At 59.1% G+C, this 16,341-nt stretch carries 10 protein-coding genes; 9 read left to right on the top strand and 1 reads right to left on the bottom strand.

Going from position 1 to position 16,341, the window contains the following annotated elements; translation table 11 throughout:
• The first annotated feature begins 130 nt into the window (after positions 1-130).
• The 9 genes from O5O45_RS31410 (at position 131) to O5O45_RS31370 (ending at position 14,213) form a co-directional block, all read left to right on the top strand.
• A complete protein-coding gene (locus tag O5O45_RS31410) occupies positions 131-1,930 on the top strand; it encodes an acyclic terpene utilization AtuA family protein (RefSeq protein WP_305903180.1) in 1,800 nt (599 codons plus the stop codon).
• A 1-nt stretch (position 1,931) separates the two neighbouring features.
• A complete protein-coding gene (locus tag O5O45_RS31405) occupies positions 1,932-2,795 on the top strand; it encodes an SDR family oxidoreductase (protein ID WP_305903179.1) in 864 nt (287 codons plus the stop codon).
• A 16-nt stretch (positions 2,796-2,811) separates the two neighbouring features.
• The gene (locus tag O5O45_RS31400) at positions 2,812-4,428 is read left to right on the top strand and encodes an acyl-CoA carboxylase subunit beta (protein WP_305903178.1); all 1,617 of its coding nucleotides are present in this window, start codon (positions 2,812-2,814) and stop codon (positions 4,426-4,428) included.
• A 42-nt stretch (positions 4,429-4,470) separates the two neighbouring features.
• Complete coding sequence (locus O5O45_RS31395) at positions 4,471-5,652, top strand: acyl-CoA dehydrogenase family protein (protein ID WP_305903177.1); 1,182 nt, start codon at positions 4,471-4,473, stop codon at positions 5,650-5,652.
• 3 nt (positions 5,653-5,655) lie between these two features.
• On the top strand, positions 5,656-6,462 hold the full coding sequence (locus O5O45_RS31390) for an enoyl-CoA hydratase/isomerase family protein (RefSeq protein ID WP_305903176.1): 807 nt from the start codon (positions 5,656-5,658) through the stop codon (positions 6,460-6,462).
• Positions 6,459-8,414, top strand: coding sequence for an acetyl/propionyl/methylcrotonyl-CoA carboxylase subunit alpha (locus O5O45_RS31385; protein WP_305903175.1), 1,956 nt, complete (start codon positions 6,459-6,461; stop codon positions 8,412-8,414). The genes O5O45_RS31390 and O5O45_RS31385 overlap by 4 nt, the downstream gene beginning before the upstream one ends.
• 34 nt (positions 8,415-8,448) lie before the next feature.
• Positions 8,449-9,279 (top strand): SDR family oxidoreductase, encoded by an 831-nt coding sequence (locus O5O45_RS31380; protein WP_305903174.1) that lies wholly within the window; start codon positions 8,449-8,451, stop codon positions 9,277-9,279.
• Positions 9,280-9,383: 104 nt separating this feature from the next.
• The gene (locus O5O45_RS31375) at positions 9,384-11,219 is read left to right on the top strand and encodes a long-chain-acyl-CoA synthetase (RefSeq protein ID WP_305903173.1); all 1,836 of its coding nucleotides are present in this window, start codon (positions 9,384-9,386) and stop codon (positions 11,217-11,219) included.
• 129 nt (positions 11,220-11,348) lie between these two features.
• The gene (locus tag O5O45_RS31370) at positions 11,349-14,213 is read left to right on the top strand and encodes an EAL domain-containing protein (protein ID WP_305903172.1); all 2,865 of its coding nucleotides are present in this window, start codon (positions 11,349-11,351) and stop codon (positions 14,211-14,213) included.
• Between the two features lie 339 nt (positions 14,214-14,552).
• Here O5O45_RS31370 and O5O45_RS31365 read toward each other — a convergent pair whose 3' ends face one another.
• Entirely contained in the window at positions 14,553-16,334 is a 1,782-nt protein-coding gene (locus O5O45_RS31365) for a DEAD/DEAH box helicase (RefSeq protein ID WP_305903171.1), read from the bottom strand.
• Positions 16,335-16,341: the final 7 nt, after the last annotated feature.

Below are 16,341 nucleotides of genomic sequence, written 5' to 3'. Positions count from 1 at the left end.
CTTTACAAACCAAGCGCTTGCTTGGTATCGTTGATCGGGCTCGCATCATCGACAATAACCATTCAAAACGACATACCAGGACGATACGCGTGTGATCGCGTGATCGACCAGAAAGGAACGGGCGACGATCATGACCACCAAGTCTACTCTGCGCATTGGTTGCGCAGCCGCATTTTGGGGCGACACCAACACCGCCGCGGCGCAATTGCTGGAAAAAGGCGAACTCGATTACATGGTGTTCGACTATCTGGCGGAAATCACCATGTCTATTCTCACCGGCCAGAAGTTGCAGGACCCGAACAAAGGCTACGCCACCGATTTCGTTGATCATGTGATGAAGCCGCTCCTGCCGCAGCTGAAGGAAAAAGGCGTGAAGGTGATCAGCAACGCTGGCGGCGTAAATCCCCAGGCCTGCCGCGACGCCCTGCAGGAAATCATCGACAAACTGGGCCTCGATCTTAAAATCGCCGCCGTCATGGGGGACAACATTCTGCATCGACGCGCGGAGTTTGAACGCCAGAATCTGACCGATATGTTCTCCGGCGATCCCCTGCCTCCCGTCAGCGTCAGCATGAACGCCTACCTGGGCGCGCCGGGCATCGCCGCCGCCCTGGCTTACGGCGCGGACATCGTCATCACCGGGCGGGTGGTGGACAGCGCGCTGGTTCTGGCGCCGCTGGTTCACGAGTTCGGCTGGTCCATGAAGGACTATGACAAACTGGCCCAGGGCAGCCTCGCAGGCCACATTATCGAATGCGGCGCTCAATGCACGGGCGGCAATTTCACTGACTGGCGCGAGGTGGAAGGTTTCGACAACATGGGATTTCCCATCGTGGAAGTCGACGCCAACGGCGACTTTACCGTCACCAAGCCTGAAGCCACCGGCGGTCTGGTGAGTATTGGCACGGTCTCTGAGCAGTTGGTTTATGAAATCGGCGATCCCGGCGCGTATCTTTTGCCGGATGTCACTTGCGATTTCACCCAGGTAAAACTGCAGCAAAGCGGTCTGGATCGCGTGCGCGTCACCGGCGCCCGCGGACGCGCGCCCACCAATCAATATAAAGTATGCGCCACTTACCCTGACGGCCATAAATGCGTCGCCACCTTTCTCATGGCCGGCATCGACGCCGCCGCCAAAGCCCAAGTCACCGCCGACGCTATTATTCATAAAACCCAAAGACAATTCGAAGAGCGCGGCTGGCCAGTCTTCACCGATGTCGATATCGAGCTGCTGGGAACAGAAGCCACTTACGGTCCCCGTTCCCGCATTGCCGGCAGTCGGGAAGTCGTAGTGAAAATCGCCTGCGCGCATCCGCAGAAGGAAGCCCTGGCGCTATTCTCCCGGGAAATCGCCCAGGCGGCCACAGGCATGGCCCCAGGGATTACTGGCATTGTGGGCGGCAGGCCGACCGTGTGGCCGAAGATTCGCCTGTTTTCCTTCCTCACCCCGAAGAACGGCATCACCATCACCGCTAACATGGACGGGGTAGGCAAGCCGGTCAAGGTCGACTGGGACTACGAGGCGACGCCCTCCCTGGGGGACAGAGCGGAAGTTGCAGCAACACCGCTGGAAGCAGCCGCCACACAGGCCCCGCTGGTCAAACTGGCCTGGGCGCGCTCAGGAGACAAAGGCGATCACGCCAATATCGGCGTCATTGCGCGCCGACCTGAGTATCTTCCCTATATTCGCGCCGCCCTCACCGAAGCTGCAGTGGGCGACTACATGCAGCATTTATTGCACCCAGAGAATGGCCGCGTCACCCGCTGGGAATTGCCGGGCATATTCGCTCTGAACTTCCTGCTGGAGAACAGTCTGGGCGGCGGCGGGGTCGCCAGTCTGCGCATTGATCCACAGGGGAAAGCCTTCGCACAGCAGTTGCTGGAATTCCCGATCCCCATCCCCAGCAGCATTGCAGAGGAGTTAGCCTGAGATGCCTTATCAATCCGTGTTCCGGGAAAACACATTCGCTGACCGCACCGTTATTGTCACCGGGGGCGGCAGCGGCATCGGGCGCTGCGTCGCTCACGAACTCGCCGCCCTGGGCGCAAGGGTCGCCATTATCGGGCGCAAGCAGGAAAAGCTGGACCGAGTGCTGGGCGAAATCCATGAGGATGGCGGCCGCGCCAGCGGGTATGTCTGCGATATTCGCGAAGAGGACAAAGTCAAAGCCGTCATCGCCGACATCCTTGCGGAGCTGGGTCCGGTCTACGGACTGGTGAACAACGCCGGCGGTCAGTATCCCGCGCCTCTATCCGCCATCAATCAGAAAGGGTTTGAAACCGTCGTGCGCACTAATCTGGTGGGCGGATTTCTGATGGCCCGCGAGCTATACAACCAATGCCTTAATAAACAGGGCGGCGCCATCGTCAACATTATCGCCGACATGTGGGGCGGCATGCCCGGCATGGGTCACTCCGGCGCCGCCCGCGCCGGCATGGATAACTTCACCAAAACCGCCGCCGTGGAATGGGCCGCGGCGGGCGTGCGCGTCAACGCCGTGGCGCCGGGCTGGATCGCCTCCAGCGGCCTGGACCATTACGACGCCAGCATGAAACCCATGCTGCTGTCGCTGGCCAATGGCGTGCCGTTAAAACGCCTGGGGACGGAGGCCGAAGTTTCCGCCGCCATCTGCTTCCTACTCAGCGAGGCGGCGGCTTTTATCAGCGGCGCCACCTTGAGAGTGGACGGCGGCGCCTCGCAGGGCGGCCGCGTATGGCCCCTGCCGAAAGCGCAAAACGTACCGGTCTACAACGGCTTCCATCGCGCCGTCCGACCTAAAGTTCTCGACGATTAACAGCCGGAAACGCGCCATGCCCAAAATCACCTCTCAGATAGACGTTCATTCCGAAGAATTCGCCGCCAACCGTCGCGCCATGATGACGGCGATCGAATCCTTCCGCTGCATTGAAAACAAAGTGCGCGAGAAGGCCCTGGAAGCCCGCGAGAAATTTCATAAAAAAGGCAAGTTGCTGCCCGGAGAGCGCCTGAACCTGTTATTGGATCGCGGCGCGCCTTTTCTGGAGCTGTGCTCTCTCGCCGGCTACAAAATGCATGACGACAAGGACGGCTCCTACGCCGGCGGCGGCTCCATCGTCGGTATCGGTTATGTGCAGGGCGTGCGCTGCCTGATCATTGTCAGCAACAGCGCGGTCAAAGGCGGCGCTATTTCCCCCGCCGGTCTGGAGAAGACCCTGCGTGTGCAGCAGATCGCCATGGAGAACAAGCTGCCGGTGATCACCCTGGCGGAATCCGCCGGCGCCAACCTCAACTACGCCACGGATATTTTCGTGCAGGGCGCGCGGGGCTTCGCCAATCAGTGCCGCCTGTCCGCCGCAGGTCTGCCCCAGGTCACCGTGGTGCATGGCAACGCCACCGCGGGCGGCGCCTACCAGCCCGGTCTTTCCGACTATGTGATCGCAGTAAAGAACAAAGCCAAAATGTTTCTCGCCGGTCCGCCACTGTTAAAAGCCGCCACCGGTGAAATCGCCGACGACGAAACCCTGGGCGGCGCGGAGATGCACGCCTCCATCGCCGGAACAGCGGAATTCCTGGCGGAAGACGACGCCGATGGCGTACGCCTGGCGCGGGATATCCTGCAACGCATTCCCTGGAACGAACAGCTCGCTCCAACGCCTGCGCGCACCTGGAAAGAACCGCTGTATCCGGCGGAAGAACTGCTTGGCGTGGTTCCCGCCGACGCTCGCAAGCCCTATGACGTGCGCGAAATCGTCGCCCGTATCGCTGACGGCTCCGAGTATCTGGACTTCAAACCGCTCTACGACAGCCAGACAGTGTGCGGCTTCCTCCACATCCAGGGCATGGCCTGCGGCGTTATTGGCAACAACGGCCCAATCACGCCCAAAGGCGCCGCCAAAGCCGCTCAGTTCATCCAGCTCTGCGAGCAAAGCAATACGGCGATCCTGTTCTTCCATAACACCACTGGCTTTATGGTTGGCGCCGATGCGGAACAGAACGGCGTCATCAAGCACGGTTCCAAGATGCTGCAAGCGGTGGCCAACGCCAAGGTCCCCCGCCTCACCATGGTGGTCGGCGGCTCCTATGGCGCCGGCAACTACGCCATGTGCGGCCGGGGGTTGGACCCCAGATTTATCTTTTCCTGGCCCAACAGCCGCACCGCCGTCATGGGCGGCGCCCAGGCGGGCAAGGTGTTGCGCATCGTCACCGAAGAAAAACAGGCCAAACTGGGCTTGACGCCGGATCCGAAAATGCTCGACGCCATCGAAAAAACCGCTGCGGAAAAAATTGAGCAAGGCTCCAGCGCGCTCTACGGAACTGCGCGCCTGTGGGACGACGGGCTGATCGATCCCCGCGATACCCGGCGCGTGCTGGCGTTGTTGCTGGACGTTTGTTACGAAGCGGAGCGCAGACCCCTGCGCCCCAACACTTTCGGCGTGGCGCGCTTCTGACGCAGGCGCGGCGAGGCAGGTTTACACAGAGGAAAAATAACAATGATATTCACTCAGGAACATAGCGAACTACGACGCACCGTGCGCAATTTCGTGCAGAACGAAATCAATCCGCATATCGATGAATGGGAAAAAGCCGGCGCCTATCCCATGCGGGAAATCTTCAAAAAGCTTGGCGAGCTCGGCCTGCTTGGCATCCACAAGCCAGAGGAGTACGGCGGCCTGGGCCTCGACTATAGCTACAATCTCGCGGCGGCGGAGGAACTCGGGGCCTGCGGCGCCGGCGGCGTGCCTCTCTCCATCGGCGTACAAACCGACATGTGCACCCCCGCCATCGCCCGCTTCGGCTCTCATGAACTGAAAAGCGAGTTTCTTGCTCCCGCCATTCGCGGCGAGATGATTGGCTGTATTGGCGTTAGCGAAACCTCCGCCGGCTCTGACGTCGCCGGGTTGAAGACCAACGCCCGCAAAGACGGCGACGACTATGTGATCAACGGCTCCAAAATGTGGATCACCAACTCGCCACAGGCGGATTTCATGTGCTTGCTGGCTAATACCAGCGACGACAAACCGCACAAGAACAAAACACTCATGGTCGTGCCCATGAACCTGCCGGGCATTGACGTGGCGCCGCATCTGGACAAACTTGGCATGCGCTCTTCGGAAACCGCCCAAGTGTTTTTCGATGATGTGCGGATTCCCCAGCGTTACCGCATCGGCGCGGAAGGCATGGGGTTTATGATGCAGATGGTGCAATTCCAGGAAGAGCGCATGTGGGGCGCCGCCAACACCATCATGGCGCTGGAAGCCTGCGTCAATCAAACCATTGCTTACTGCCGGGAGCGCACGACCTTCGGCCAGCCGCTAATCGACAATCAATATATTCATTTCCGCATGGCGGAGCTGCAAACGGAAATCGAAGCCCTGCGCGCTCTCACCTATCAAGCCTGCGAGCTGTATATCCAAGGCAAAGACGTCACCCAACTGGCCTCCATGGCGAAACTTAAAGCAGGCAGGCTAGGCCGTGAAGTCACCGACAGCTGCCTGCAATACTGGGGCGGCATGGGCTACATGTGGGACAACCCGGTGTCGCGGGCGTTCCGCGACGTGCGCCTGGTCTCCATTGGCGGCGGCGCCGATGAAATCATGCTTGGCATCATCTGCAAGCTGATGGGAACCCTGCCGGGCAAACGTAGCGTCAGCGCCGACGCCACAGGAGAATAAATCATGAGTCTTCCCGTCACGGAAACCCTGCTGGCCGAACGCCGCGATCACGCGCTACACATCACCCTGAATCGCCCGCAAGTGCGTAACGCCATGAGCCTGCAAATGGTGCGCGAAATCATGGCGTTGTTCGACTACGCCGACACTGACGCCCGTATTCGAGCGATCGTCCTGCGCGGCGCCGACGGCCATTTCTGCGCGGGAGGCGATATCGCCGACATGGCCAACGCCCGCGCGGCGGCGGAGTCGGGAGACAGCGATCCATTTCAGGCGTTGAACCGGGAGTTCGGACGCATGATCACTCGCGTCAATCAGGCGCCGCAAACCGTCGTCGCCATATTGGAAGGCGCCGTGCTGGGCGGCGGCTTTGGACTGGCCTGCGTCAGCGACGTCGCCGTCACCCTGAACAGCGCCCGCTTTGGTCTGCCGGAAACAGGCCTGGGCATTCCTCCGGCGCAAATCGCGCCTTTCGTGGCGCGCCGCATTGGGCTCACGCAAGCGCGACGGCTGGCGTTATTAGGCGTGCGCTGCGACGGCGAAGAGGCGACGCGACTCGGCATCGCCCATGAATGCGCAGAGGATGCCGCAGATCTGGAGGCACGGCTCGAAACGATTCTGGGACAGATCAAGCGCTGCGCGCCTCAAGCCAGCGCCATCACCAAACGCTTGTTGCTGGATGTAGAAGGCGCCGACCTGGAAGCCTTATTGGATCGCGCCGCCGCCGACTTCTCCCACGCCATTCAGGGCCCGGAAGGCAGAGAGGGCGCGCTGGCGTTCATGCAGAAACGCAACCCGGAGTGGGCGCAATGATCACCAAAATCCTGGTCGCCAACCGGGGCGAAATCGCCTGCCGGGTGATCCGCACCGCCCGTGATCTCGGCTTTCGCACCGTCGCCGTGTACAGCGACGCCGATCGCGACGCGCCCCATGCTTTATTGGCGGATGAAGCCGTGCATCTCGGCCCTGCGCCCGTGGCGGAGTCGTATCTGGACGCCGATAAAATTCTCGCCGCCTGTCGCCTGAGCGGCGCTGACGCGGTGCACCCTGGCTACGGTTTCCTTTCGGAGAACGCCCGCTTTGCGGAAAAATGCGCTGACGCTGGAGTCACTTTTATCGGCCCTCCCGCTGACGCCATCGCCCTGATGGGCAGCAAGCGCCTGTCCAAGCTCGCCATGCAGGAAGCGGACGTGCCCTGTATTCCCGGCTACGAGGGCGAGGATCAAAGCGACGCCACCTTCACCAAAGAGGCGCGACGCATCGGCTTCCCGATCATGATCAAGGCCTCCGCCGGCGGCGGCGGGCGCGGCATGCGTCTGGCGCTGAGCGAGGCGGAGCTGGCGGCGCAGATTAAGACTGCACGGTCGGAAGCTCTCAATGCCTTCGGCAGCGATGAACTGATACTGGAAAAAGCCCTGTTGCAACCCCGTCATATCGAAATCCAGGTCTTCGCCGATACGCAGGGCGCCGTGTTATATCTGGGAGAGCGGGATTGTTCTGTGCAGCGGCGCCACCAAAAAGTGGTGGAGGAAGCGCCCTCTCCCTTCGTCGATGCGGACCTGCGTGAGCGCATGGGCGCCGCGGCGGTGAAGGCGGCCCAGTCCTGCGGTTATGTCGGGGCGGGCACCGTGGAGTTTCTGGTGGACCAGGACAAGCGCTTTTATTTCCTGGAAATGAACACGCGTCTGCAGGTGGAGCATCCGGTCACCGAACTGGTCACCGGCTTCGATCTGGTGGCGTGGCAGATCCAGGTGGCCGCCGGCGCGTCCCTACCTGTCACCCAGGATCAAGTGCGCATCCAGGGCCACGCCATGGAAGTGCGTCTTTATGCAGAAGATCCGCAGCAGAATTTCCTGCCGCAAACCGGCAGCATTCAACGTTGGCGACCGGCATTGAGCGAAGGCGTGCGCATCGACGATGGCGTGAAGGAAGGTCAAACCATCACGCCCCACTACGACCCCATGCTGGCGAAAATCATCGCTTGGGGCGCCGACCGCGAACAGGCTCGCCGTCGCCTGCAACACGCCGTGGAGGACAGTTTGCTGTTCGGCGTCATCGGCAATCAACTCTTTCTGGCCAATATTCTGAAACACCCCGCTTTTCAACAGGGCGAGGCGAATACCGGCTTTCTCGCTAATGAATTCAAGGACGACCCCTCGCTGTCGCCCCAACCGCCATCAGATTGGGTCGTGGCGCTGGCGGCGCTGATTTTCCACCATCAGAGCGACCTGAATACACCTCACAGCGACTGGCGAAGCGCCGGCTATCATTCCTGGCCCTATGAGCTGCGCAGCGGCGACGACATTTGGGAGCTGGCGTTGGAGACGCAGGAAGATGGCGTGTTCCAGGTCAGACTGGAAGGCCGCACCCTCCCCCTGGGATTGCAGCATATCGAGCCCGAGCAAGCCCTGTTCGAATGTGACGGACTACGCCGACGGGTTCGCTACCTGCGCCAGGAAAATAGGCTATCTTTGCATCTCGATGGCGCTGTGTACGACTTTGAAGATCTGACCCATGCGCCAGCGGAAGCCGGCGACGCTAGCGGAGACGGCAGCATCCGCGCCTCCATGGATGGCCGCATCGTGGACGTACTGGTTGAACAGGGCCAAAACGTGGAGAAAGGCGCGACGCTGGTCGTGCTGGAAGCCATGAAAATGGAGCACCCATTGAAAGCGGATATCTCCGGCGTGGTGGAGGAAATCAAAGTAAAAACCGGCGACCAGGTCAGAATCCGGGAACTGCTGGTCACTCTCAGCGCCGAATAATCAATCAATAAAAACAACAAACAAGGACACGCCCATGTCGCCTCTACACAATAAGACCATCCTTATCACCGGCGCTTCCCGCGGCATCGGCCGCGCCATGGCGTTACGCTTCGCCCGGGACGGCGCCAATATCGTCCTCGCGGCCAAGTCCGCCGAACCTCACCCTAAGCTGCCCGGCACCATCTACAGTGTGGCGGAGGAAGTGGAGCAGGCCGGCGGCAAAGCGCTCCCCCTACAACTGGACGTGCGTGACGACAACGCGGTGAAAGCGATGGTTGAGCGCGCCGCCGCCGAGTTCGGGTGCGTGGACGCCGTCATCAACAACGCCGGCGCCATCAAGTTGTCCGGAGTGGAACATACGCCGATGAAGCGTTTCGACTTGATGCATCAGGTCAATACCCGCGCCGTCATGGCGACCGCCCAGGCCGCCCTGCCCTGGCTGAAGAAATCGGGACTGGGACATATCCTCAACCTGTCTCCTCCGGTCAATCTCAACCCCAAGTGGTTCGCCCAGTATTCCCCCTATACGCTGACCAAATACGCCATGTCCATGCTGACTTTGGGGATGGCGCAGGAGTTCCGGCGCTATAACATCGCGGTGAATTCACTCTGGCCGCAAACCCTGATCGCCACCGCCGCGGTGGAGTTCGAAGCCGGCGGCAAACAGGCGCTGGACCGCGCGCGCAGCCCTGAGATCATGGCGGACGCCGCCTACGCCATACTGACTGACAGAGAACAGCGCCGCAGCGGAGAGTGGCTCATTGACGAGCAGGTGTTGCGCGACACAGGAGTGACGGACTTTTCCGCCTACACCTATAATCCCGAAGCTGGTCAGGCGTTAATGACCGACCTGTTTGTCGACTAGCAGAGACTGTCGACTAACCGGGTTTATTGACTAACATTGAAAGGCAGTACCGGACCCGCTCCCTATTGATAAACAGGCAAATAGGAAAACAAGAGGACCGCACCATGCCGCAGGAAGGCCGCATATCCGCACGAGACCTGGCCCGTCAACTGCCCTTCGTCGCCCAGAAGCTGCCTGCCCTGCTCAAAGGTTATTACTACTACGCCCTGCTCAAGCCGGATAAAGCCCTGGCCATCGGCGATATTATCGAGCGCAATGCGGACACCCACGGCGAATGCGACGCGATACTCTACCGCGACCGGCGCATCAGTTATGAGGCGTTCAACGCCTGGGCCAACCGCTTCGCCCATTACTATCGCGCGCGCGGCGTTGCGCGGGGCGACGTCATTGCCTTGAACCTGGAGAATCGTCCGGAATTACTGGCGGCGCTGGCTGGCGCGCTGAAACTGGGCGCGGCAGGGGCGATGATCAATACTTCCCTGCGCGGCGACGCGCTGGCCCACTGCCTGAACCTCACTCGCCCCAAGCTTGTTGTTGTGGGCGAGGAACAGTTGGAAGCCATCGCCTCCGCCGCGCCGCTACTGAACATCCCCGCAGACTCACAGCACATGCTCTTTCTGGCGGATGCGGATACGCTCAAGGAGGATTCGATCACCCCGGAGGGATATGTCAACCTCGGCGCCATCATTAAAAACTATCCCGACGCCAACCCAGTGGTCACGGACCGCCCCCTCGCTGGCGATACCGCCGTCTATCTATTCACGTCAGGCACTACCGGCCTGCCTAAAGCGGCGCCCAGCAGCCATCGTAAATGGTTCAAGGCGTATGGGGGATTTGGGCATATGTCGCTGGCGCTGACGGAAAAAGATGTCGTGTACGCACCCCTGCCCTTGTACCACGGCACCGGATTGTTAGTGTGCTGGGGCGCCGCACTGGCTGGCGCTTCCGCCCTCGCCATCCGGCGTAAATTTTCCGCCAGTGAATTCTGGAGCGACGTGCGTTTATATGGCGCCACCTGTTTCGGCTATGTCGGCGAATTATGCCGCTATCTGCTCGCCCAACCGCCGGGGCCTCAGGACCGTCACCACAAGTTGAAAAAGATGATCGGCAACGGCCTGCGTCCTTCTATTTGGAATCAATTCAAGGAGCGCTTCGGCATTGAGCAGATTGCTGAGTTGTACGCCGCCAGCGAAGGCAACGTCGGCTTCACCAACTTTCTGAATCTGGACAATACCGTCGGCTTTTCTACTGCGCCTTTCGCTTTGGTGAAATTCCATGAGGGCACCCGCGAACCGGTCCGTAATGGCAAAGGCAAACTGCAAAAGGTCGCCAAAGGCGAGCCGGGATTATTGCTGGGTAAAATCACCTCCAAATGGAACTTTGAAGGGTACTCACAGCCGGAAGCGACGGAGCAAGCCATCATCCGCAACGCTTTCCGCAAAGGCGACGCCTGGTTCAACACCGGCGATGTATTACGGGAAATCGGCTGGCGCCATCTGCAGTTCGTGGACCGCATGGGGGACACCTTTCGCTGGAAAGGCGAAAACGTCTCCACCACCGAAGTGGAGAATGTGCTGGACAAGCTGGACGATGTGGAAGAAGCCGTCGTCTACGGCGTGGAGATTCCCAACATGAGCGGCAAAGCCGGCATGGCGGCCATCGTGGCGAAGGACAAGCAACGTGGTCCGGATATGCAACGACTGGCGCAGACCATGCAGCAAGCGTTGCCGGCTTACGCCATGCCAGTCTTTATTCGCGTCACGCCCGCTATCGCCAAAACCGGCACCTTCAAATACCGCAAAGTGGACCTGCAGAAAAACGGTTATCTATTGAATGAGCCGGAAGACCGGGTTTATCTATGGATGCCGGAAGCCGGCGAGTACCGTTCATTGACGCTGGAAATGATCGCAGCGCTGGAGTCCGGCGGCTACCGCCTGTAGCGCCCGTCTGATATTACAGTTGTTCACGTTTGCCGCTTTTAACGGAACGCTGCATCGCCTATTTTAGTGGCCTTCCATTGCAGTATCCCAGGTATGAGCCGGCGTTCGTTAATTTTTCAGATATTTCCCATGCCACGCCTTGCGAACGCGCTGTCAGCCGTTGTCGCTATGGCGTTGTTTTGCTTGATGTCATTGCACGCGAGCGCCGACGATGTGAATGTGTATGCTGGCGAGTTTCCGCCAACCATTCCACAGGTTCATCACTTCGCCACCGAGATCGGCTCTTCGCCACTGGAGCAAGCGCGACAGGCTCTGCGTACAGCGCCAACGGTCTCCGCGTCGCAGATCAACTTCGGCTTTAGCGGCAAAGAGCACTGGTTCGCGTTCAATCTTTTAAATCGCAGCAGCGATAGCCGCGAACTGTTTCTCAGCCTGGGCAACCCACTGCTGGATAACATTGAGCTATTCCTGTTCCGGGCCGGCGAAACCCAACCGGAATACGCCATCAGCAGCGGCGATCAGCGGCCATTTCATGATCGTCCGATCAATCACCCGCACTTTGTCTTCCCCCTGCAATTGGCCGGAGATACGGGCTATGAGGTGATCATAAAGATCGACGCCACCTCGTCTATCCAGGTCCCCATGAGCCTGTGGGAGCCGTCCCAGTTCACCGCCTACAATCACAAAGAAGCCAGTCTGTCCGGCGCATTGCTGGGCATCATCGGCATCATGGCGGCGTATAACCTGATGCTATTCCTGTTCCTGCGCGACAAAGGGTATCTGTACTTCACCGCCGCGCTGGCCAGTTACGCTCTGGCGGAGGCGACGCTGTGCGGGATGGCGTACGCGTATTTCTGGCCGGACAACCCCGTATGGAACGACAAGAGTCTGATGTTTTTCATCAACCTCTGTCTAGCGGCGCTGGCGCTGTTCACCCGTAGTTTTCTGTCATTGCCGGAGCGTCTGCCGGCCATTGCGCAAGGCTTCGTGCACATCGCCGCCTGGTGCTTGTTGTGTGCGGCGCTGGCGTTTTTCGCCTCCAGTACAGCCATGCTCAAGCTATCCCTGTTCAACATCGCGGTGACGCCGATGTTCGGCTACTTCACCGGGTTGTACCTGCTGCGCTCCAACTTCCGTCCAGCCCGATACTTCACCCTGGCCTACACCTTTCTGGTATTCGCGTCTTTAGTGTTCTGCGCAGGCAAAATCGGGCTGTTGCCGCTAAACGGTCTGACTGGGCACGCCACCCAATTCGGCGTCGTCGGCATGGTGTTGGCGCTCAGTCTGGCGTTAGCCGATCGCCTGAAAGGCGAAAAGTCAGCGCGCGAGTTCGCGCAGTTGCAGGCGACAGAAAACCTGGAGAAGTACCGCGCCATCTACGAAAACTCCCTGGAAGGCATGTTTCGTCTGGACGCAAAAGGCGCCCTGATGGCCTGTAATCCGGCGTTCGCGCAGTTACTGGGGGCGCGCAATGAGAAGGAGCTGGTCAGCAATACCCGCGACCTGACTGGCATGATTCCCCTTCAGGAAGACACCCGTCGCCTGTTCTTCCTGTCGCTGAAGCAGTACGGCCATGTGTTCGGATTCGAGGCCCGTTGCCAACGTCTCGACGGTAAACAGTTCTGGGCCACCATCTTCGCCCGTCAGATCGTCACGCCCGGCGGTCCCGGTTTTGTGGAAGGCTCCATTGTCGACATCACAGAGAAAAAAGAGAACGAGCAGCAGTTGCATTATCTGGCCCGTCACGATCCCTTGACCGGCCTGCTCAACCGTACTGAGTTTGAATACCGTCTCAACAGCGCCTTGCTGCGCTCTCGTGAGCAAGGGCTGCACCATGCGCTGCTGTTCATGGATCTGGATCAGTTCAAGATCGTCAACGACACCAGCGGCCACGCCGCCGGCGACGAACTCCTGCGCCAGATCGCCGTCATGTTCCGTCAGCATCTGCGGGAGCGCGACTCTCTCGCCCGCCTGGGCGGAGATGAGTTCGGCATTCTGTTGGAGCGCTGCGGCATAGAAAAGGCGTCGGAGATCGCCCATCGCTTACGTAACGAAGTCAGCGAATTCCGCTTCGCCTTGAAAGAGAAAGTGTTCAGTGTCGGCGTCAGCATCGGCATTGTGCCGATTACAGCGGCGACGCCCTCCATCGAGGAAATCTTCAGCCTAGCCGACACCGCCTGTTACGCCGCCAAAGACGCCGGCCGCAACCGCATCATCGTGCATAACGAAAAGACCGGGGAAATCATTCGCCGTCAAAGCGAGATGCAGGTGGTTACTGCGCTGCAGGAAGCTATCAAGCAGAACCAGTTGGTGCTCTACAAGCAGAATATCGGCGCGTTGAAACCGGAATTGTGCGGCGAACGTTATGAAATTCTGGTGCGCTTAAAGCAAGGGGCGGACATTCTTCCTCCCGGCGCCTTCCTGCCGGCGGCCGAACGCTACAATATCATCCGCTCTTTGGACCGCTGGGTCATTGACGCCTACTTTAAGTGGCTGCATGCGCGGCCTGGGCAAATAGAGCGGCTGAGTCAGGTCAACATCAACCTGAGCAGCCAGACCATCAACGACTCGGAATTCGCCGATTTTCTGCTGTCCGCATTCAGCAAGTACAGCATTCCCCTGGATAAAGTCTGCTTTGAAATCACAGAGAGTTCCGCCATCTCCAGCCTGGTGGAAACCACCGCGCTGGTGCAGAACATGCGCGCCAAAGGCATCAAATTCGCTCTGGATGACTTCGGCAGCGGCTTCTCGTCCTATTCGTACCTGAAAAGCCTGCCGGTGAATTCCCTGAAGATTGACGGCAGCTTCGTCCGCGACATCCTCAGTGATCCCGTAGACTTGGCCATGGTCCGCTCCATCACTGAAGTCGCCCATATTATGGGCCTGAACGTAGTAGCGGAGTTCGTGGAGAATGAGGAAACCGTGGAACGACTGAGAAGTCTCGATGTGGATTTCGTACAGGGCTATCACATTCACAAGCCCATGCCATTATAGGAGCGTCGGCCCGTCGTCACAGTCACAGGCCGGCGCATTCCTCGTAGATCAATCTGACGCTCTTGTCGTCGTCCCCGCCTCTTGTTTCCATTTCAACTCCAGCTCAAATTCCCATCCAAACAGCGACGTACAGGTTGCTTCGCTGTGCAAGGAGCAATGACGTCGTTGATAGACGGATCAATATCATCAGTGGATAAGCGCTGTTGCCGAGGCAATAAAGCTAATAAGAAAGAAAGGATATGAAGAGATGGGAGTGTTGCAGGAGATCATAAATACCAGTGGGAGGCGAGGCGCCGTCCCACTGGTATTTATGGCCGCTTTAGATTAGCGGACTAGCGCTTAAGAGCGTGGACGTTTAGCGGGACGAGGACCGCCACGACCGCTGCGAGGCTTACGCTCTGGCTTACCGGCGTCCGGCTTCATGTTGATCAGCTGCTGACGAATGCGTACTTTCTGCAGGTGCTGAAGCACTTCTTTCGGCATGCCTTCTGGTAGCTCAACAGTACTGAAGTTGTCGTAAATGGCGATGTGGCCAATGTACTTGCTTTCAATGTTCGCTTCGTTCGCGATGGCGCCGACGATATCACCAGGGCTAACGTCGTGGGAGCGGCCCACTTCGATGCGGTAACGCTCTCTCGGTATGCCGTCGTCGCGACGCGAATCACGACCTTCGCGCCCCTCGCGGCCTTCACGACCACGACGATCGCGATCACGAGGATTGCGACCACGGCCATCACGGTCACGATCGCGACCACGGAAGTCTTTATCCAGCTTCGGCAGGTCTTTCAGAATCGGGAACAAAGGCTGTTCCACCTGCAGACGGAACGCCAGCGCGGCGGCGACGACTTCCAGCGACAACTCATTTTCCTGACAGAAGTCCAGCACGACCTTTTTCATGGACTCCAGATCCTGGCCGTCCAGAGTGCGGTGCAGGTTTTCCTGGAACTGCTGGATGCGCTGCTCACTGATCTTCTCAGCGGAAGGCGCTTCATAAGGGGTCAGCGGTTGCTTGGTGGCCATTTCGATCGCGCGCAGCAAGCGACGCTCTTTCGGCGCTGCGAACAGGATCGCCTTGCCTTCACGACCAGCGCGGCCGGTACGGCCGATACGGTGAACGTAGGCTTCGGTGTCGTAAGGAATGTCGTAGTTCAGAACCAGACCGATACGCTCTACGTCAAGACCGCGCGCAGCCACGTCAGTGGCGACAACGATATCCAGACGGCCTTTCTTCAGACGGTCGATGGTCTGCTCACGAATCTTCTGCGTCTGATCGCCATTCAGCGCTTCAGCGGCGTAACCACGCGCCTGCAGCTTTTCAGCCAGTTCCGTGGTGGCGGACTTGGTGCGCACGAAAATGATCATGCCTTCGAAGTTTTCGACTTCCAGCACGCGGGTCAGCGCGTCCAGCTTATGAGAGTTATCAACCATCAATACGTGCTGGCTGATGCGCTCAACGGTGGAAGTCTTGGCGGCGATGCGAACTTCTTTCGCCCCTTTCAGATATTTTTCCGCCACGCGCTTGATGGCGGGAGGCATGGTCGCAGAGAACAGCGCGTATTGGCATTCGCCGGGCGCGTTGGAGAGGATTTCTTCAACGTCGTCGATAAAGCCCATGCGCAGCATTTCGTCAGCTTCGTCCAGTACGACTGCGCGGATTTGCGACAAATCCAGGCTCTTGCGCTGCAAATGGTCCAACACACGGCCAGGCGTGCCGACAATAACTTGCACGCCGCGCTTCAGGGAGCGCAATTGTCCGCGCATATCCTGACCGCCGTAGATCGGCAGCACTGTGAAGTCAGGCAGGTAACGGGAATAGCTCTTGAATGCTTCCGCTACCTGGATCGCCAGTTCCCGGGTGGGAGCCAGCACGATAATTTGTGGAGACTGAATTTTCGGATCCAGTCTTTCTAACAACGGCAGAGCGAAAGCCGCTGTCTTGCCGGTACCAGTCTGCGCCACCCCTAAAATGCTCTCGCCCTGCAGCAACAGGGGAATACTTTGCTCCTGGATCGGTGAGGGTTGCTCATAACCCACGTCTTTAAGAGCGGACAAAAGAGAATCAGATAAACCAAGAGAAGCGAAATCTTTCGACAGCGCGGTTGCAGAATCAGTTGAAGACATTAATTCG

The sequence above is a fragment of the Hahella sp. HNIBRBA332 genome (assembly GCF_030719035.1).
Taxonomy (GTDB): Bacteria; Pseudomonadota; Gammaproteobacteria; order Pseudomonadales; family Oleiphilaceae; genus Hahella.
The sequence above is the reverse complement of the archived record's forward strand: the minus strand, read 5'-3'. Positions and strand labels throughout refer to the sequence as shown.